General features: G+C 70.0%; 16 protein-coding genes and 1 pseudogene. 8 read left to right on the plus strand and 9 right to left on the minus strand.

What is annotated here, in order from left to right; genetic code table 11:
- The first annotated feature begins 125 nt into the window (after positions 1-125).
- The 3 genes from AP234_RS28265 to truA all read left to right on the plus strand — a co-directional run bounded on the left by AP234_RS28265 (position 126) and on the right by truA (position 2,822).
- Positions 126-1,142, plus strand: a complete 1,017-nt coding sequence (locus AP234_RS28265; protein ID WP_055482797.1) for a DNA-directed RNA polymerase subunit alpha — start codon at positions 126-128, stop codon at positions 1,140-1,142.
- 141 nt (positions 1,143-1,283) lie between these two features.
- Entirely contained in the window at positions 1,284-1,829 is a 546-nt protein-coding gene (gene rplQ / locus AP234_RS28270) for a 50S ribosomal protein L17 (RefSeq protein ID WP_055482798.1), read from the plus strand.
- A 90-nt stretch (positions 1,830-1,919) separates the two neighbouring features.
- Positions 1,920-2,822, plus strand: a complete 903-nt coding sequence (truA, locus tag AP234_RS28275) for a tRNA pseudouridine(38-40) synthase TruA (protein WP_055482799.1) — start codon at positions 1,920-1,922, stop codon at positions 2,820-2,822.
- Positions 2,823-2,837: 15 nt separating this feature from the next.
- Here truA and AP234_RS37415 read toward each other — a convergent pair whose 3' ends face one another.
- The 3 genes from AP234_RS37415 to AP234_RS28290 form a co-directional block, all read right to left on the minus strand.
- Positions 2,838-4,820 (minus strand): hypothetical protein, encoded by a 1,983-nt coding sequence (locus tag AP234_RS37415; protein ID WP_160330501.1) that lies wholly within the window; start codon positions 4,818-4,820, stop codon positions 2,838-2,840.
- Positions 4,821-4,940: 120 nt separating this feature from the next.
- Positions 4,941-6,053: a hypothetical protein gene (locus AP234_RS28285; protein ID WP_152990655.1), complete on the minus strand. Its 1,113-nt coding sequence runs from the start codon at positions 6,051-6,053 to the stop codon at positions 4,941-4,943.
- Positions 6,054-6,093: 40 nt separating this feature from the next.
- A complete protein-coding gene (locus AP234_RS28290; RefSeq protein ID WP_055482802.1) occupies positions 6,094-6,822 on the minus strand; it encodes a CAP domain-containing protein in 729 nt (242 codons plus the stop codon).
- A gap of 378 nt (positions 6,823-7,200) precedes the next feature.
- Between AP234_RS28290 and rplM the strand changes: the two genes are divergently transcribed.
- From rplM to glmM, 3 genes and pseudogenes are all read left to right on the plus strand, one after another.
- Positions 7,201-7,644: a 50S ribosomal protein L13 gene (rplM, locus tag AP234_RS28295; RefSeq protein ID WP_055482803.1), complete on the plus strand. Its 444-nt coding sequence runs from the start codon at positions 7,201-7,203 to the stop codon at positions 7,642-7,644.
- 30 nt (positions 7,645-7,674) lie between these two features.
- Positions 7,675-8,196: a 30S ribosomal protein S9 gene (rpsI, locus tag AP234_RS28300; protein ID WP_055482804.1), complete on the plus strand. Its 522-nt coding sequence runs from the start codon at positions 7,675-7,677 to the stop codon at positions 8,194-8,196.
- A gap of 77 nt (positions 8,197-8,273) precedes the next feature.
- Positions 8,274-9,620, plus strand: a pseudogene (glmM, locus tag AP234_RS28305) (phosphoglucosamine mutase); the annotation flags it as partial.
- Positions 9,621-9,839: 219 nt separating this feature from the next.
- Here the strand turns inward: glmM and AP234_RS28310 are convergent.
- Together AP234_RS28310 and lysS are read right to left on the minus strand one after the other, a co-directional pair.
- Positions 9,840-10,670 (minus strand): phosphoribosylaminoimidazolesuccinocarboxamide synthase, encoded by an 831-nt coding sequence (locus AP234_RS28310; RefSeq protein WP_055482805.1) that lies wholly within the window; start codon positions 10,668-10,670, stop codon positions 9,840-9,842.
- A 33-nt stretch (positions 10,671-10,703) separates the two neighbouring features.
- Positions 10,704-12,401, minus strand: coding sequence for a lysine--tRNA ligase (gene lysS, locus AP234_RS28315; protein ID WP_055482806.1), 1,698 nt, complete (start codon positions 12,399-12,401; stop codon positions 10,704-10,706).
- 224 nt (positions 12,402-12,625) lie between these two features.
- Here lysS and AP234_RS39290 point away from each other — a divergent pair, with 224 nt between their 5' ends.
- Together AP234_RS39290 and AP234_RS28320 are read left to right on the plus strand one after the other, a co-directional pair.
- Positions 12,626-12,751 (plus strand): hypothetical protein, encoded by a 126-nt coding sequence (locus AP234_RS39290; RefSeq protein ID WP_268778089.1) that lies wholly within the window; start codon positions 12,626-12,628, stop codon positions 12,749-12,751.
- A gap of 175 nt (positions 12,752-12,926) precedes the next feature.
- Positions 12,927-15,467 (plus strand): beta-N-acetylhexosaminidase, encoded by a 2,541-nt coding sequence (locus AP234_RS28320; RefSeq protein WP_055482807.1) that lies wholly within the window; start codon positions 12,927-12,929, stop codon positions 15,465-15,467.
- A 278-nt stretch (positions 15,468-15,745) separates the two neighbouring features.
- Here AP234_RS28320 and AP234_RS28325 read toward each other — a convergent pair whose 3' ends face one another.
- The 4 genes from AP234_RS28325 to AP234_RS28340 are packed head-to-tail and all read right to left on the minus strand — an operon-like array spanning position 15,746 to position 19,228.
- Positions 15,746-16,462 (minus strand): ABC transporter permease, encoded by a 717-nt coding sequence (locus AP234_RS28325; RefSeq protein ID WP_055482808.1) that lies wholly within the window; start codon positions 16,460-16,462, stop codon positions 15,746-15,748.
- Positions 16,459-17,424, minus strand: coding sequence for an ABC transporter ATP-binding protein (locus AP234_RS28330; protein WP_055482809.1), 966 nt, complete (start codon positions 17,422-17,424; stop codon positions 16,459-16,461). Before AP234_RS28330 ends, AP234_RS28325 begins: the two co-directional genes overlap by 4 nt.
- On the minus strand, positions 17,421-18,290 hold the full coding sequence (locus AP234_RS28335) for a hypothetical protein (protein ID WP_055482810.1): 870 nt from the start codon (positions 18,288-18,290) through the stop codon (positions 17,421-17,423). The genes AP234_RS28330 and AP234_RS28335 overlap by 4 nt, the downstream gene beginning before the upstream one ends.
- Positions 18,287-19,228: an ABC transporter ATP-binding protein gene (locus AP234_RS28340; RefSeq protein ID WP_055482889.1), complete on the minus strand. Its 942-nt coding sequence runs from the start codon at positions 19,226-19,228 to the stop codon at positions 18,287-18,289. Before AP234_RS28340 ends, AP234_RS28335 begins: the two co-directional genes overlap by 4 nt.
- Positions 19,229-19,250: the final 22 nt, after the last annotated feature.

Here is a 19,250-nt window from a genome sequence, read left to right on the forward strand (position 1 = left end):
GGATCGCAGTTTAGGGATCGCATGGCGCCGTACGGCCCGCTCCGGGCGAGCCGTACGGCATCATGGTTGTAGGCGAGTGACGTCAAATAGCGGGCGTCACCGTAATCGGGACAGGGAGTTCCCACATGCTGATCGCACAGCGCCCGAGCCTCCAGGAGGAGTCGCTCGAGGAGCACCGGTCCAGGTTCGTCATCGAGCCGCTCGAGCCGGGCTTCGGTTACACCATCGGCAACTCGCTGCGGCGCACGCTGCTGTCCTCCATCCCGGGGGCGGCCGTCACCAGCATCCGCATCGAGGGCGTGCTGCACGAGTTCTCGACCGTGCCGGGGGTCAAGGAAGACGTCACCGACATCATCCTGAACCTCAAGTCGCTGGTCGTCTCGTCGGAGCACGACGAGCCCGTGGTGATGTATCTCCGCAAGCAGGGCCCCGGTGAGGTCACCGCAGCCGACATCGCGCCGCCGGCCGGTGTCGAGGTGCACAACCCCGACCTGCACATCGCCACGCTGAACGGCAAGGCGAAGCTGGAGATGGAGCTGACCGTCGAGCGCGGTCGCGGCTATGTCTCCGCCGCGCAGAACAAGCAGCCGGGCCAGGAGATCGGCCGGATTCCGATCGACTCGATCTACTCCCCGGTTCTCAAGGTCACCTACAAGGTCGAGGCCACCCGTGTCGAGCAGCGCACGGACTTCGACCGCCTGATCCTCGACGTCGAGACCAAGCCGTCCATGAAGCCCCGCGACGCGGTGGCCTCGGCCGGCAAGACCCTGGTCGAGCTGTTCGGCCTGGCCCGCGAGCTCAACGTCGAGGCCGAGGGCATCGACATCGGCCCGTCGCCGACCGACGCGGCCCTGGCCGCCGATCTGGCGCTGCCGATCGAGGAGCTCAACCTCACGGTCCGCTCCTACAACTGCCTCAAGCGCGAGGGCATCCACACTGTGGGTGAGCTCGTCGCCCGCAGCGAGCAGGACCTCCTCGACATCCGGAACTTCGGTGCCAAGTCGATAGAGGAAGTCAAGCAGAAGCTGCACGAGATGGGCCTCGCCCTCAAAGACTCCCCGCCCGGATTCGACCCCACAGCGGTCGCCGGCGGCGGATTCGACGATGAGGACGGCGGCTTCATCGAGACCGAGCAGTACTGATCGGCGCAGGCCGCCGATCCGCTGATCACGACTGTCCGTCTCAGCCGATGAGACGGTCATGATAAGTCACGACCGGTCCGCCGGTCGGCCCGACCCCGGTACCTCGTACGGCCGGGGCGGGTTGTTCATGAGGAGCATGAGATGCCCAAGCCCACCAAGGGCACCCGTTTCGGCGGCAGCCCCGCGCACGAGCGGCTGATCCTGGCGAACCTCGCCACCCAGCTGTTCCAGCATGGCCGGATCCGCACCACCGAGGCCAAGGCCAAGCGCCTCCGCCCGCTCGCCGAGAAGCTGATCACCAAGGCGAAGAAGGGCGACATCCACAACCGGCGCCAGGTGCTGACCGTCGTCCGGGACAAGAGCGTCGTCCACCACCTCTTCACCGAGATCGCGCCGACGTTCGCCGAGCGTCCCGGTGGCTACACCCGGATCACCAAGATCGGCCCGCGTCGGGGCGACAACGCGCCGATGGCCGTCATCGAGCTCGTGAGCGAGCCGCTGAACGCGGTCAGCGTCACTCGTACGGCTCCCGCCGAGACGGTGGCCGAGCCGGCCGAGCAGGCACAGGCCCCGGCTCAGGAGGCTCCCGCCGGGGAGGCCGCCGCTCAGGAGGCTCCGCAGGCCGCCGCGGCGGAGTCCGCCGAGGAGACCGCGCCCGCCGAGGGCAGCGGGGAGACCAAGGCCTGATTTCAGGTGTGGTGAGCGGACCCGGCTTCCCCTCAGGGGGATCCCGGGTCCGCTTTTTCATGTACGGCTGGTCGCGTGCGGAGGGCTTTCGTGGATCGAGACGTGCGGCTGAGGCTGGACCTGGGCTATGACGGGACCGAGTTCTCCGGATGGGCCAGGCAGCCCGGTCTGCGCACCGTCCAGGGCGAGCTGGAGGCCGCGCTCGGCCGGATCCTGCGGCTGGCCGACCCGCCCTCTCTGACCGTGGCCGGACGCACCGACGCCGGCGTGCATGCCCGGGGTCAGGTGGCGCACGTGGACGTCCCCGTCTCCGCGCTGGCGGCGGTCGGCACGCGCTCGTCCGCCGCCTCCGGCGCCATGGCCGAGGGCACGGTGGCCGGGGACACCGTCGCGCCGACCGCTGAAGTGACCGCCGGCTTGATCAGGCGCCTGGCCGGTGTTCTGCCGCCCGATATCCGGGTTCGCGCCGTCTCCGCCGCTCCTGAGGGCTTCGACGCCCGGTTCTCCGCGCTTTCCCGCCGGTACGGCTACCGCGTGTGCGACGCGCCCGGGGGCGTCGATCCGCTGCGCCGCCGCGAGGTGCTGCGCCACCCCCGTCCGCTGGACGTCGGCCTGATGAACGCGGCGGCCACCCGGCTGCTGGGCGAGCACGACTTCGCCGCCTTCTGCAAGCGACGCGAGGGCGCCACCACCATCCGTGAGCTGCGGCGGCTCGACCTGGTGCGGGAAGCCGACGGGACCGTCCTCGTCACCGTCGTGGCCGACGCGTTCTGCCACTCGATGGTCCGGGCCCTGGTGGGGTCGCTGCTGGCGGTGGGAGAGGGCAGGCGGCCGGTCGAGTGGCCGGGAGAGGTGCTGGGCCGGGCCGTACGGGATCCGGGGGTGCACGTCGCGCCCGCGCACGGCCTGACGTTGGAGGAGGTGCGCTATCCGGCCGCTGACGAGCTGGCCCGGCGCGCCATCGAGACGCGCCGGGTGCGCACACTCTCATGACATGCCGACGCCCGCTCAGCCCGTGACGCGCTTTTCGATCACCTTGGCGGTGTGATCGCGGAAGGCCCCGCTGATCGGCCCGAGGACCGTGTCCTTGGCGTCCGGGGTGTGGCCGTCGGCGTAGGTGGCGTAGCTGAACACTATGTAGCGCCCCCACACCATGCCCGCCGCGTAGCCGCCGGAGATCGAGACCCGGTCGGCCCTGCTGGCCGCGCTGCCGTCGAGGCCACGGAACCAGACGTTGCCGTCGAGGTCCTTGACCTGGTCGACGGCGAGTGCGGCCTCCTTCGACGGGAGCACGGCGATGCCCGTCGTGATGGCGTACGCCCGTTTCCCGTCCACATAGGTGGCGCGCAGCACCCGCCGGCACTGGTGCTGGCCGAGTGCCTTGGCGAAGGCCCCGGCGGCGGCCTGCTCGCACTTCTCGGTGATGTCGACCTTCACCCGCCGATAGGTCCGGCCGGCCAGCGTGACCTTCTGCGTCGGGAACGTCTCGGAGAGGGTCAGCGTACGCGGATCGGTCGTCTCCGAGTCCAGGATCGCCGAGGCGGCGTTGGTCTGCTGGGGGAAGGCGGTCGCCTCGGGGCCCGGGGTGGCGGCGTTCGTGGCGGGTGCGCCGCTCGCCCCGGCCCTCCCGCCGCTCGCGGAGCCGCCCGGCTGGTCGGCGTAGGCGAAATAGGCCGCCGTGCCGATGGCGGCCACCGCGGCCACGGAGCCAACGGTCAGCAGCGCCTTCCGCAGGGGGCCGGCCCCGCCGCCCGTCTTGGGCGCTCCCGGGCGCCCGTCCCCCGGCCCGCCCGGCATGCCGTACGGCGCCTGCGACGGTGGTGCGGACGCCGGTCCGAACCCCGGCGGCGGGGACGGCTTTCCGGCCCTGGCCGGCGTCACCGGTGTGAAGGCCAGCGGCGTCGAGCCCGCTGCCGGGGAGCCCGGTATCGGAGGGCCCGGTGTCGGAGGGCCTGGTGTGGGAGGGCCCAATGTTGGAAGGCCTGGTGGCGGCGTGCCGGGCGGCGTTCCCTGCTGGGGCGCCATGGGTCCGGCGGGGGGTGAGGTAGCGGGCATCGGTCCTGGGGGTGTCTGGGGGGATCTCTGATCTGTCGCCTCGTGCGGCGCCTCGTGCGATGGGTCCGGCGGCGCGGGTGACCGCTCCTCCGGCGTCTCCAGTGGAGCGGGTACGCCGTTCGCAACGCCGTCAGCGCCGTCGGCCGGGCCGCCCGGCCCGGCGCCGAGCGGGGGAGCCGTCGGGGAGCCGGCCGCGGCGGTGGGAGGCGTCGCCTGGGCCCCATCGGCCGGCGGGCCGGGCGGCGGTCCGTCCGGTGGCGGGAGCTGGGCGTGCCGAGGCCCGGCGGGCGCCGCCTCCCCGGGTCTCCTGACGCTCTGACCGTTCTCCTGGGGGACCGGCGGCGGCCACGGGGCGCCGAACGGACGGGCGGCGGCCGACGACCGGTCGGGCTCGCCGGGCAGGCGTGGCGGCCACTGGGGGAAGTCGGCGGGGCTCGGCACCCGGAAGCGTGCCGTGTCGTCCGCCGGCGCCGTGTCGCCGGGGCCCGCGGGGTCGCCCGGCTGCGGCCCGCCGTCCGGAAGAGCGGGGAGGTTCTGCCGCTGAATCTCGGGGTGCCGGACTTCTGAGCGCCGGGCTTCGTGGTGCTGAATCTCGTGGTGCTGAATCTCGTGGTGCTGTGGTTCGTGATGCCAGGCTTCCTGGTGCCAGTGCGCCTGCTGATATCCCGGCGCGGGGGCATGCCCGTAGGTCCAGGCGGCATCGGCCGGGCCGTACTCGGCCGTGGTGTGCTCGGCCGGGCCGTACTCGGCCGTGGTGTACTCGGCCGTGGAGTGCTCGGCCGGGCCGTACTCGTTCGGGACGCCGGGTTCGCCCGCCGGCGCCTGGCCGAAGCTCGGCGGTGGCATGGGGGGTGCCGCCGAGCCGTCGGCGTCCGACTCTCGGCGAGTCCACGCCGGATCGTTTTCGTGCTCGGAACCGGAATCCTGGCCACGCATACGCGGAAGCGTATCGGCGCAGACGAGATCGACGTGCCGCTATGGGCGTTTCCGCGTCGGCACGGATGGCGGCACGCCTCGCGGCGCCGACGCGGTCGACGATGCCCTGACCGGGTGCTTTCAGTCCCGGCGTCCCGTCAGCGAGCGGTGCTCAAGGGCCGGGAAGACTGTCTTGTCGGTGATGTCGGAAGCCGCCTGGTACAGCCGTTTCAACTCGGCCTTGGTGGGCTTGTGGCCGTCCTTGAACTGGAACCACAGCAGCACGGCGTAGTGTCCGTACGCCCAGCCGCCCGCGTAGGCCTCTCCGGCGCCGCCCAGTTGCTTGGTGGCGTCGTCGGTGCCCGGCAGCGGTTTGAGGTAGTCCTTGCGCTCGCCCCCGCCTCCCGCCGAGGTGACCTTCTTGGCATGGGCCGAGGTCCTGAGGTTGGCCACGCCGACCGTTCCGATGATCGTGCCCTTGGCGCCGGCGAAGCTCGCCCGGATGAGCTGGGTGCATCTGCCCGCCTTCAGGGCCTTCTTGATGCTCTCGCCGGTGACCCCGTCGTCGCAGCTCTTCTCCTTGCGCCGCACGGTCATGACGTAGGAGCGGCCGCTCTTGGCGAACTTCTTCGCGCCGAAGATCTCCTTGATCGTCAGCGGCATCTTGTCCGTGGTGCGCGAGCCGGCATAGCCGTACTTGCCCTTGGGCGTCTCGGGCACGACGGTGGTCGGCGTCGGGTGGACACGTGGCGGCGGCGGCTTCTCGCTGCGCGCGGCGACCCACAGACCGAGGAAGAGCGCGCCGATCATGGCGAGCAGGGCGCCGCCCAGCACGATGGGCCGGCGCCACAGGGGAGCCGGCGCGTACGGATCCCATGCGGTCTCCGGGCGCGGGGGCTCCGCTGCCGGTGGCACGGCGGCCGTCTCCCCGGTCTGGCCGGTCCGGTCCCGACGCAGGCCGGCGTACGGCGAGCCCTCCGCGATCTCCTCACGCCGTGCTCGCGAGGGTTCCCCGCCCGGATTCTCCGGCTGATCGAGGGGATTCCCATACGGATTCCCGTAGGGGTTCTCATAAGACGGCGCGGCATGCGGCGATTCGACGGGGTCGTACGGCCTGTCGCCGTACGGCCGTTGGGCGGTGTCGCCGTAGGGGGAGGCGTTGCCGTAGGGGGATGAGCCTCGCCTTCCGGGTGGGGGCGTGAAAGGCGATGGAGGCGGCTGGCGGGGCGGTTGCTGGTCGCCGGGGTAACCCATGCCCCGAGATTAGTCGGCCATCCGGATACGAGAGGAACGGTCAGGAATAACCGAAGTCCTCGGTCCACCAGGGGCCGCCGGGTCCCATGTTCACGCCGACGCCGGTTGCCACCAGACGGCAGTTGAGTAGGGTCGCACGGTCCCGGCGGTCGGCCATCCAGCCGCGTACGACCTCCTGTGCGGTCTGGTAGCCGCGAGCGATGATCTCCGCGCCGCTGTTGGTGTATCCGGCGGCGGCCATGCGGTCCCAGGGCGTGGAGCCGTCCGGGGAGGAGTGGGCGAAATGGTTGGCCGCCGCCATCTCGGCGGAGTGGGCGCGGGCCGACCTGACCAGGCGGCGGTCCATCCGCAGCGCTGCACAGCCACGCCTGGCGCGTTCGGCGTTGACCAGCCGCACGACCTCCCGTTCCAGTGAGGGGAAGGCGTCCGGCCTGATGCGGCCGTCGATCGTCTCGCCGGTGCTCCCGGGCCCGAACGTGCTCCACTGCGGGCTGTCGCCGTTCGATCCGTCGATCATGTTGGAGGGCCGGCGCGGGCGCGGACGGGGAGGCGATGAGGTCTTGGCGGGTTTGGGGGTGTCGGTGCGCAGCACGTGGTCCAGCGGCGGACGGTCTCTGCGGGGGGAGGAGTCCTGCGCGCTCTTCGCCGGAGTGGGGGAGGGGGCCTGGTTGCGCAGGTAGACGTCGTCGATGTCTTCACCAGGTGAGGTGGCCCGGCCGATGACGACGCCGATCAGCAGGATCGCCGTCGAGCATGCGAGCAGACCCAAAAGAGTGCCGCGCGGGGGCATCCGTTGGGTATGCCGGTTGTGAGGGGTCTGCCACATACCGCAGTCAAATATAGGGATCTGGCGGATGGGGAGGTAGTGGCGTGAGATATGGATTTGAGAACGTTCGGCAGGTGGCCGTGCGGCAGGCCGTATCTGCGGAGTAGTCTTCGCGCCCGGGAGACGGGCGGCGGCCTGTTTTGACCGGGGGCCGCGGGATCGGTAATCTGCTAGTTCGTTGTGTGTGGATCGGTCTGCCCGCGCGGACCGGTGCACGGCGCGTCCGGCGTCTTCTCCCGTACATGTGGAGACGGAGGTTGTGCTGTGCCGTGCCTGCGCAACCTACCGAGTGTTCACATCCCGACAGAAGGCAGCACTGCCGTGCGCACGTTCTCACCGAAGCCCAACGACGTCGAGCGTCAGTGGTACGTCATCGACGCCACCGACGTCGTGCTCGGCCGGCTGGCCAGTCAGGTAGCGACCCTGCTCCGTGGCAAGCACAAGCCGATCTTCGCTCCGCATGTCGACACCGGTGACTTCGTCATCGTCGTCAACGCCGACAAGATCGCCCTGTCCGGCAACAAGCTCCAGCAGAAGAAGGCCTACCGCCACTCGGGCTACCCCGGCGGTCTCCGCTCCGTCACCTACGGCGAGCTCATGGAGAAGCGTCCGGACCGGGCCGTCGAGAAGGCCGTCCGCGGCATGCTGCCCAAGAACTCGCTCGGCCGGAAGATGGCGAAGAAGCTCAAGGTCTACGCCGGCCCCGAGCACCCGCACCAGGCCCAGCAGCCGGTGCCGTACCAGATCACCCAGATCGCCCAGTAATCGCCGAGCCAGGAAAGTTAGAGGAGAACCGTGGCCGAGCCCACCGGTATCGAGACGCTCGTCGAGGGCGAGCAGGAAGACCTTTCCACGGAGGAGTACCCCTCCGAGTACACCACTGAGTCCGCTCCCGCCGGCGACGCCGCCGTCCGCCAGCCCATCACCACCGGCAACTCGTACGGCACCGGCCGCCGCAAGCAGGCCATCGCCCGGGTCCGGATCGTGCCGGGCACCGGAAAGTGGACGATCAACGGGCGTTCTCTCGACGCCTACTTCCCGAACAAGGTCCACCAGCAGATCGTCAACGAGCCGTTCGTCGTGCTCGGCGCCGAGGGTGCCTTCGACGTCATCGCCCGCATCGACGGCGGCGGCGTGACCGGCCAGGCCGGCGCGCTGCGCATGGGGCTGTCCCGCGCGCTCGCCCTGCTGGACGTCGAGGTCAACCGCCCGCCGCTGAAGAAGGCCGGCTTCCTCACCCGTGACGCCCGCGCCACGGAGCGGAAGAAGTACGGTCTCAAGAAGGCCCGTAAGGCTCCGCAGTACAGCAAGCGCTAGTAGTGGTGTCTCAGGAGCCAGCAGGCGACTCCTGCGGAAGTTCTTCGGAGTCCGAGAGCGACTCCTACAGGGGTCGCCTCTTCGGCACCGACGGGGTACGTGGGGTCGCGGGTCGCGACCTCACGGCCGAGCTGACCATGGATCTGTCCGTGGCAGCGGCGCACGTCCTCGGTGATGCCGGTGCGTTCCACGCCAGCGTCGGGCGGCGCGGCCGCCCGATCGCCGTCGTAGGCCGGGACCCGCGAGCCTCGGGGGAATTCCTCGAGGCCGCCGTGGTCGCCGGCCTCGCGTCGTCCGGCGTGGACGTGCTCCGGCTGGGCGTGCTGCCCACCCCGGCGGTCGCGTATCTCACCTCAGCGCTGGGAGCCGACCTCGGCGTCATGCTCTCCGCCTCGCACAACCCCGCGCCCGACAACGGGATCAAGTTCTTCACCCGGGGTGGCTACAAGCTGCCCGACGCGGTCGAGAACGAGATCGAACGGCGGCTCGGGGAGAAGTGGGACCGCCCGATCGGTTCGTCCGTCGGCCGGGTCCGGGACGCGTACGGCGAGGCGGATCGATACGTCTCGCACCTGCTGACCACCCTGCCGCACCGCCTCGACGGGTTGCGCGTCGTCGTCGACTGCGCACACGGCGCCGCCCACATGGTCGCTCCCGAGGCGCTGCTGCGCGCGGGCGCCGAGGTCGAGACCATCGGGGCCGCCCCGGACGGCCTGAACATCAACGACGGGGCGGGCTCCACCCACCTGGACGCCCTGAAGGAGGTCGTCGTCGAGCGCGGCGCCGATCTGGGGGTCGCCTACGACGGAGACGCGGACCGGTGCCTTGCGGTGACCGGTGCGGGTGAGGAGATCGACGGCGACCAGATCATGGCGATCCTGGCCCTGGCCATGCATGCCGACGGCCGCCTGGCCGGTGACACCGTCGTCGCCACCGTGATGTCCAATCTCGGTTTCAAGATCGCGCTGCGGAACGCCGGTCTGGCGACGGTGGAGACCGCGGTGGGCGACCGGTACGTCCTGGAGGCCATGCAGAAGGGCGGCTACAACCTGGGCGGGGAACAGTCGGGCCACGTGATCATGCTTGATCACGCCACCACCGGTGACGGCCTGCTGACCTCGCTCCATCTGATCGCCGAGGTGGCGAGGTCGGGGCGTTCCCTGGCCGAGCTGGCCACGGTGATGACCAAGCTGCCGCAGGTGCTGATCAACGTCCGCGACGTGACGAAGTCGAAGGCGGCGGCGCCCGAGCTGCGCATCGCCGTGGAGAAGGCCGAGGCGGCGCTGGGCGACGCCGGCCGGGTGCTGCTCCGGCCGAGCGGGACCGAGCCGATCATCCGGGTCATGGTCGAGGCCGAGTCGCACGAGCGGGCCGCCTCCGTCGCGAACCACCTCGCCGAGGTCGTCCGTACGGTCTGCGGCTAGGTCGTGTTTCAAAAGTCATGCCCTGCTACGCACGGTCCAGATGGCGCCTCGCTGCGTTGTCGTCGTCGCCCGTAGCTCCGCTACGGGCTCCTCCTCCGCCTTGCGATGCATCCATCTGGGCCCGCGCTCGCGACGGGCAGCACTTTTTCAACACTCCTTAGTGCGGTGATCACAGACCCATCGAGGGCCGTCCGGTGATCCGGACGGCCCTCAGTGTTCTTACCAGGATTGTCCGGTGATGCGTTCGTACGCCTCGATGTAGCGGGCTCGGGTCACGTCGACGACCTCCTGCGGGACCTCCGGGGCCGGTGAGGTCTTGTCCCAGCCGGTGCCGGTCGCCCAGTCGCGGACGTACTGCTTGTCGAACGCGAACTGCGAGCCGCCCGGCTTCCAGTCGTCCAGCGGCCAGAACCGCGAGGAGTCGGGGGTGAGGACCTCGTCTCCGAGCACGAGCCTGCCGTCGGCGTCCCGGCCGAACTCCAGCTTGGTGTCCGCGATGATGACCCCGCGTTCGCGGGCGATCTCCGCGCCACGCCGGTAGATCTCCAGCGTGATCCGGCGCAGCTCCGCGGCGACGTCCGAGCCTTCCTGGGTCATCACGTCGTCGAACGTGATGAACTCGTCGTGCGCTCCGAGCTGGGCCTTGGTGGTGGGAGTGAAGATCGGCTCGGGGAGCCGCGACCCCTCCAGGAGCCCCGCCGGCAGCGGCACGCCCGACACCGAGCCGTCGCGTTCGTACTCCTTCAGTCCCATGCCGGCGAGGTAGCCGCGGGCGATGCACTCGACCGGGATCATGTCCAGCCTGCGGCACCGTACGGCCCGGCCGGCGAACTCCTCCGGCACGTCCGTGGCGGAGATGACGTGGTTCGGCACGATGTCCGCGAGCTGCTCGAACCACCACAGTGAGAGCCGCGTGAGCACCTTGCCCTTGTCCGGGATGGGCGTGGGCAGGATCACGTCATAGACGGACACCCGGTCCGACGCGACGAGGATGACGTCCCCGCGGTCCTCGTAAACGTCCCGGACCTTGCCCGAGTGGATCAGCTTCACTGTGGTTCCCGCTCTTCCGAAGCGTCTGGGTCGTCAGATGGTGAGCAGCTTGCGTACGCGGTCGGCGCCGACGGCGAGCAGCAGGGTCGGCAGCCGGGGCCCGGTGTCGCGGCCCACGAGCAGCCTGTAGAGCAGGGCGAAGAACTCGCGCTGCGCGGTCTTCAGCTCGGGGGTGGGCTTGGCGTCGGGGGTGAGGCCCGCCTGGATCTTCGGCACGCCGTACACGAGCGTGGTCAGGCCGTCGAGCGACCAGTGCTCGGCGAGGCCGCCCAGCAGGATGCGCAGCGACTCGCGCTCGGTCTCGCTCAGCGAGTTCAGCAGATCGACATCGGGGTTCTCCCGGACCTGGGTGCGCTGCTCGGCCGGGACCTGCGTGGTGATCCACCGTTCGGCGCGGTCGAGCCGGGGCCGGACCTCGTCCAGGGAGGTCACCGGGTTGTCCGGGTCCAGGTCGCGCAGAATGCGCAGGGTCTGCTCTTCGTCGCCGGTGGTGATGTCCACGATCGAGGCCAGGGTCCGGTACGGCAGCGGCCGCGGCGTGGTCGGGAGCGGGCCGGCGGCGGTGCCGATCGAGCGCTGGTAGGCCGCGATGTCGGCCGGCTGTGCCGTACCTTCCGTGACCTTCCTGACGAGTGAGTCCCACTCGTCGTACATCCGCTGGACCTCCTGATCGAAAGCGATCTTGAAGGACTGGTTCGGCCGGCGGCGGGCGTACATCCAGCGGAGCAGCGGCGGCTCCATGATCTGCAGCGCGTCTCCCGGGGTCGGCACGCCGCCCCTCGAGCTGCTCATCTTGGCCATGCCGGAGATGCCGACGAAGGCGTACATCGGCCCGATGGGCTGGTCGGCCTTGAAGACGTCCCGGATGATCTGACCGCCGACGACGAACGACGACCCGGGGGAGCTGTGGTCGACCCCGGAGGGCTCGAACACGACGCCCTCGTAGGCCCAGCGCATCGGCCAGTCGACCTTCCACACCAGCTTGCCGCGGTCGTGCTCGGACAGCAGCACGGTCTCGGCGTGCCCGCAGACGCAGGTGTAGGACAGCGCGGTGGTGTCGTCGTCGTAGGACGTGACCGTGGTCAGGTCGCGGTCGCAGACCGAGCAGTACGGCTTGTAGGGGAAGTAGCCGGTCGCCGCCGAGCCGTCGTCCTCCCCGGCCGCGCCCGACCCTTCCATCGCGGCGGCCTCGTCGGCGTCCGTGATCACCTTGGTCGCCTTGGGCTTGGTCCGATATTGGGCGAGGATCGCGTCGATCCTGGCACGCTCGCGCATCGCGAGGAGGATCTGCTCCCGATAGGCGCCGGAGGTGTACATCTGGGTCTGGCTGATGCCCCGGTATTCGACGCCCAGCTCGGCCAGCGCGGCGGCCATGGCCGCCTTGAAGTGTTCCGCCCAGTTCGGATAGATGCTTCCGGGAGGAGCCGGCACCGAGGTCAGCGGCTTGCCGATGTGCTCGTTCCAGGCCTCGTCGATGCCCGCGGGGACCTTGCGGAACCGGTCGAAGTCATCCCAGGAGATGATGTGCTCGCAGTCGTGGCCCCGGCGCCGGATCTCGTCGGCGACCAGGTGCGGGGTCATGACCTCACGGAGGTTGCCCAGGTGGATCGGCCCGGACGGGCTCAGCCCGGACGCACAGACGATCGTTTTGCCCGGTGCACGCCGCTCCGCTTCGGCGATGACCTCATCCGCGAAACGAGAGACCCAGTCGGCCTCGATGCTACGAGCCACTGTCGGCGTGTCCTTCCTCGACAACCAGGCGTATCCGCTGTGACGCCCCGGAATCAATCCCATAGCGTAGTCGTCTTTCGCGCCGCGACTTTCCAGTGCGGCCGGGGCGCCGGTCTCCGGGGGTTTGCAGGCCACTTGACCGGATGGCGGCCGACAGGGTCACGCTCTCGTAACGAGTCCCGGGTCAGATCCCCGATTCGTTGATTTGTCCCGCCATCTAGGTGATGCTGCGCAGCGATGATCAGATGACGCGCGCGTTCCACCGCCGCGTCCGCGATCGGTGTCCGTACGCGGGCCGGACCGGCCCGTCAGAGCCGACCGAGCGGGAGGGCGTCGAGGAGTACTGGTAGCAGGTCTGTTTCTGGGACGGGCGGACATCGCCCGAGGCGGCCGGATCACAGCACGAGGTATGCGAGTCAAGGAGTTGACTTGAGCATTTCGTTCTTATCCGCCTCGGCCGCCAGGTGGGAGCGGTGGAGGAGCCGCGACCCGAGGAGATGGTCCCGGGCCCGTACGATCTCAGCGGTGACGGCCGGCGTGCTGCTCACCGCGTCGTTGACCGGCGCCACGGTGGACGGCAGCGCCCCGAGCGGCGTCCCGACCGGCGTGTCCGTCGGCGTTTCCGAGGGGCCCGCCGCACCCCGGCTCGTCCCGCTCCCGGTTTCGCTGACGGAATCGGCCGGGGATGACTTCACCCTCGGCGAGGACGCCCGCATCGTGGTGAACGACGAAGCGGCCGTCGCCGTCGCCGACCGGCTGGCGGAGATTCTGCGCCCCTCGACGGGCTACGCCCTGCCGGTTTCGCGCGACGCCGCCGCGATCGGCGACATCTCCCTGGTCGTGGGTGATCCCGGCGTTCCGGAGGCCGAGGGCTACCGGCTGGAGGTCACCCGCCGCGGAGTCGAGATCGTCGCGGCCAACGGGCACGGCCTGTTCAACGGTGTGCAGTCGCTGCGGCAGCTGTTCCCGGTCTGGATCGAGAGCAGGACGCCACAGCCGGCCGTCTGGCGCGTCCCCGGGGTGCGGATCTCCGACCATCCGCGCTACGCCTACCGGGGCGCGATGCTCGACATCGGCCGGCATTACGAGCCGGTTTCCGTGGTCAAGGCGTATATCGACGAGATCGCGGCGTACAAGGTGAACACGCTTCACCTGCATCTCAGCGATGACCAGGGCTTCCGCATCGCGATCGAGGGCCGCCCCGAACTCACCGACATCGGCGGACAGTACTCGGGAGGCACGAGCAGGCCGGGCGACGGCGCCGAGAACGCCGACCCGGGCGGCTACTGGACCAGGGACGACTACGTCGATCTCGTGGAGTACGCGGCTTCGCGCTTCGTCACGATCGTGCCGGAGATCGACCTGCCTGGGCACACCAACGCGATCATCATGTCGTACGCCTCAGCGGAGGCGCAGGCGTACAAGGGGGGCGTGATCTACGACCCGAGCGTCAACTGCAGCAACAGGAAACCGCCGGTCTGGAACCTCAGCAACCAGGTCAACTACAGCGCGCTGTGTCCGGAGAGCCCGCTCACCTGGCAGATCGTCACGGACGTGATCGAGCAGTTGTCCGCGCTGACGCCGGGGCCGTACTTCCACATCGGCGGTGACGAGGTCTCCACCGCGCTGCTGTCCCACGACCAGTATCGGGACTTCGTCACCCGCGCCTCGAAGATCGTCAAGGTCCAGGGGAAGACCGCGATGGGCTGGAACGAGATCGGCGTGGCGCCGTTCGGGTCGGACCCGGAGCTGCCGGAGGGCGTCGTGCAGTACTGGGGGGTCGCCCCGGCCGGCGCGGGTGGCGACTCGGCGCGCACGGCGGTCCAGAAGGGCATGAAGATCGTCATGTCCCCGGCCAACAAGACCTATCTGGACATGAAGTACAACCGCGACACGCCGCTCGGCACCACCTGGGCCTGTGTCTGCGACAACGACGTCTTCTACGACTGGGAGCCGAGCACGCTGGTCCCGGAGCGCACGGTCGGCGGCGCCACGCTGCCGGCCGTCACCGATGCCGACATCGTCGGCGTCGAGGCGCCGCTGTGGACGGAGACGATCAAGAATCTCGCCCAGATCGAGTTCATGGCCTTCCCCCGCCTCACCGCCGTAGCGGAGATCGGTTGGTCACCGAAGCCCGGCCCCGATCACCCCGATCGCACCCTGGACTCGTTCAAGGTACGCGAAGCGGCCCAGGGCGGACGCTGGCAGGTGAAGGGCCAGAACTTCTACCCCTCCACCCAGGTGCCGTGGCGCCTCGACCTCCTCGCCGGAGACAGGGCGCTCGACGACCGGAACGAGATCTCCGGCGCGCTGGCCACCCTCGCCGCTCCCGGCCGGGCGCTCGACGAGCTGTCGGCCGTGATCGACTGGGGCGACGGCACCGCCTCGAAGGGCACGGTGACCGGCACCGAGGCCACCGGCCAGACCGCCAACGGTCTTTACACGATCAGCGGCGACCACACCTACCGCGGCAGCGGCCGCTACCCGGCGAAGGTGACGGTGTCGGCGGACGGCGGCGACTCGGTCGCCGCGAGCTTCGACGTCACGGCGACCGGTGCGCCCTCGTGCACGCTGACGGTCGCCGGGAGCCGGAGCGGCCCGTTGACCGTCTCCTCGGGGGTGACGTGCCTGGACGGCGCGACGATCTCCGGTCCCGTCGTGGTGCGGGCCGGCGCCGGACTGTACGCGTCCCGTTCCCGGCTGACCGGCCCGATGACGGCGTCCGGGGCCGTCGATGTGCTGCTGTGCGACACCACCGTGTCCGGCCCGCTCTCCCTGACCGGCGGATCGCGGGTCTGGGTGGGCAACCGGAACGGCGACTGCGGCCCGGTGACGGTCCACGGCTCGGTGACGGTCACCGGCACGACGGGCCGGACGACGATCGACGGCGCGACCCTGCACGGCCCGGTCCGGCTGAAGGACAACACGGGGCCGACGGCGCCGATCGTCGCCGGCAACCGTGTCGGCGGTCCGCTGTCGTGCAGCGGCAACTCCCCGGCACCGGACAACGACGGAAGGCCCAACACGGTGCTCGGTCCGAAGACCGGCCAGTGTGCCGATCTCTGACCCCCACCCTCTGCGCTTGATCTTGCGAAAACTCGCAGGGATGGCCCCCGACCTGCGATAGCACCTGTCGTGATCTTGAAGAAACTCGCTTGTGACCGCGACTGTCAGGCGTTTCACCATTCGTGATCTTGCACTGCAAGATCACGAATGGTGTCCGTCCTGGTCAATGGCCATGTGTGCGAGTTTCTGCAAGATCATGGAGAGTGATCGCGCAGGTGGGTGGGCCACTCTGCGCGAAATCGCGAGATCACGGTGTGAGGGTGTCGGGGGGAGGGGGGTCAGTCGTCGCCGGTCAGGGACAGGCCGCGCAGGCGGTGGCCGGCCCACAGCAGCGCACCGACCGTTACGACGACCATCGCCGGTATGGCGAAGCCGAGCGTGACGTCGGTGAAGAAGAAGGGCGATGTCGAGAAGTGGTCGGCGACCGACTGGGCCCACTGCTGGATGGAGAGCTTGCGCGCCCCCGGGACGTAGCCCCCGACGACGCCCTCCCAGACCAGGGCGTAGATCACTCCCACCGTCACGGCGTGCCGGGTCACCACCCCCAGCAGCAGGAACACCGCGGCGTAGGCCACGCCCCCGAAGACCGCTCCGAGGGTGAAACCGTACGCGACCCCCGACTCCTGACCGGTGAGCAGGTAGGCGGCGACGAACGTCGGCACCGCGGCGAACACGATGAGGAGCGAAGCGGCGACGGCGAACTTCGTCACCGCGATCACCGGCCGGGAGATCGGCTTGGCCAGCAGGTGGATGATCGTGCCGTCCTCGATCTCCGGCGCGATCACACCGGTTCCCGCGATCAGCCCGAGCAGCGGCAGCATCGTGCCGACGGCGAAGGTCTTCATCAGGATCACGGCGGTGTGCTCATCGGGCCCGTCGATCGCCCTGAGCAGCGCGGCCATGGCGATCAGCGCCAGTGGCAGCAGCACCAGCAGCCAGATCCGCTTGCGCCCGAGCATCGCGCGGTAGGTGATGCCCGCGACCACGGGGTTCATCGGGATCCTCCAGAGGTCGGGCCGGAGATCAGGTACGAGAAGACGCTCTCCAGGTCCTCGTCCGTGGGGGAGACCTGCCAGAGGTGGACGCCGATGTCGCGGGCGACCTTGGGCAGCAGCCCGGTGAAACGGTGGAAGTCCACCGTCTGGATCTCGATGCCCTGTCCCGTCAGGGCGACCGCGCTGGAGGAGGAGTCCGAGATCAGCGCGGCGGCCAGGAGGCGATCGTCGCTGGACCTGACGCGGAACAGGTGCGGCCGGTCGGTCATCCGGCGCCGGATCTCGCGGTAGTCGCCCGACGCCGCGTGCCGTCCGGCCACCAGCACCTCGATCTGCTCGGCGACCCGCTCGACCTCTTCCAGGATGTGCGAGCTGAACAGGATCGTACGGCCCGCCCGGCCCATGTCCCGGACCAGGTCCATGAGGTGCATCCGCTGCCGGGGGTCCATGCCGTTGAACGGCTCGTCGAGGAGCAGCACCATCGGGTCGTGCACCAGGGCGGCGGCCACCTTGACCCGCTGCCGCATGCCCTTGGAGTAGGTCTCGATCCTGCGGTCCTTGGCGGCGGTCATCTCCACCAGGTCGAGCGCGCGCAGGGCGGCGTCCGCCGGAGACGGCAGCCGGTGCAGCCGGGCGGCCGAGAGCACGAACTGCCAGCCGGTCAGGAAGCCGTAGACCGCCTCCTTCTCGGGGACCAGGCCGATCAGCCGGTAGATCTCGTGGTTGCGCCAGATCGGCCGCCCGTTCAGCGTGGCCGTACCGGTCGAGGGGGCGAGGAAGCCCGCCATCATGTGCAGCAGCGTGGACTTGCCCGCGCCGTTGGGGCCGAGCAGGCCGGTGACGCCGGGCCCGATCGTCATCGTGACGTCGTTGACCGCGACGACGTTGCCGTACCAGCGGGACACCTGGCCGAGCTCGATGACGCCCTGCCGGGTGGTCGTGGGGGAGATCGTCGTGGTCATGCGTTGGCGGCCTTCCGGTAGCGCAGGAGGATACCGGCCGCCGCGAGGGCACCCACGGCCACCAGGATCAGGGACGCCCAGGGTCCGTGCGGGTAGACGTTCGAGGCGTCGACGCCGAACAACGCGGACTGTACGGCTTCGACCAGGAAGAACGGGTTGATCAGCAATGCCCAGGCGGCGGTGGCGTCCCGTCCGGTCGCCGACAGGACGAGGTAGAACACCCCCGAGACGGCCGAGGTGAACAGATAGAACGCGATCACGGACGCCACGCCCAGCCCACGGCGCGGCGTGACGGACGCCAGCGCGATGCCGATCAGCGCGAGCAGCAGGGCCAGGATGACCGCACCGCCCATCGCGGCGGCGTACTCCCCGGTGAGCGGCGGCCCGGGCATGTCGACGAGCAGCTCGCCGACGAACAGGAGCGTGAGCGGTACGGCCATCAGCAGGAAGATCGCCACCGTCAGCGCGGCCACCTTGGCGATGATGTAGTCGGCGACGCCGAGCGGGCGGGACAGGTACAGCGGCAGCACACGGAACCGCAGGTCGGGTGCGACCAGGTACGGCGACTGCGCGGCCATGAAGATCGCGACGACGGCCTGCATGACGACCGCGTAGGTCGGATACCGCATGCCCACCCCCGGCTCCTTCAGGTAGGCCATGACGGCGATCGTCACCGCGGCCGGCAGCAGCATGATGACCATCAGCAGGAACGGGATGATCTTGGCGCGGGCCGGGCGGCCGAGGCCGAACGCGCCGCGGAGACTGTGTACGGCCAGGGCGTACACGGCGCCGGCGCGCCCCTGTCTCGGGCCCTCATAGCGGCGGTATCCGATGTCGTGGATGACCGCGGTCGGCTCGGAGCTCATGACGTCACCGGCTCCTTCGGCACGGGTTCCCTGAACACATCCTCGATGCGGCCGCGGCGCTGCTCCAGCCGGACGAGATGGAGGTCGAGATCGCAGACGGCGTCGCGCACCGCGTCGAACGTACGGGCCGGATCAGCGTCCGCCGGCACCTGCACGGTCAGCAGCCTGCCCTGTACGGTCACCGCCTCGCCCATCCGGCCGAGGCGCTCGGCCAGGGGCTCCAGCCCGTCCTCCACCTCGATGGCCACCGCGTGGGTGGTCTGGGTGAACTCCCGGATGGCCGACGAACGCAGCAGCCGCCCGCCGTCGATCACGATGACGTGGTCGCAGACCCGCTCCAGCTCGCCCAGCAGGTGCGAGGTGACCAGCACGCTGATGCCGAACTCGGTGCCGATGCGCCGGATCAGCGCGAGCATGTCGTCGCGGCCCTGCGGGTCGAGGCCGTTGGTCGGCTCGTCGAGGAAGATCAGCTGAGGGTCGTGGACGAGCGCCTGGGCGAGTTTGACCCGCTGGCGCATGCCCGTGGAGTAGCCGCCGATGGGCCGGTAGCGCTCCTCCTGGAGCCCCACGTGGCGCAGCGTGTCCGCCGCGCGTTCGCGGGCCGCCGTACGCGGCAGGCCGGACATCCTGGCCATGTGGACCACGAACTCCGTGGCCGATATGTCGGGCGGCAGGCAGTCGTGCTCGGGCATGTAGCCCACCGCCCGCCGGATCCGGGGGCCCTGGGTGAGCGTGTCCATGCCGAGGACGGAGGCCCGTCCCGACGTCGGGGCGGCGAGGCCGAGCAGGATCTTGATCAGCGTCGATTTGCCCGCGCCGTTGGCGCCGACCAGGCCGGTCACCCCCGTCCCCGCCGACACCGTCAGCTCATCGAGCGCCGTGACCCGGGGGAATCGTTTGGTCAGGCCCTCGGTCGCGAAGCATGTGCTCGCTGTCATGATCCGCACCCTACCCAGCGGG

This window comes from Sphaerimonospora mesophila (genome assembly GCF_001417795.1).
GTDB classification, from domain to species: Bacteria; Actinomycetota; Actinomycetes; order Streptosporangiales; family Streptosporangiaceae; genus Sphaerimonospora; species Sphaerimonospora mesophila.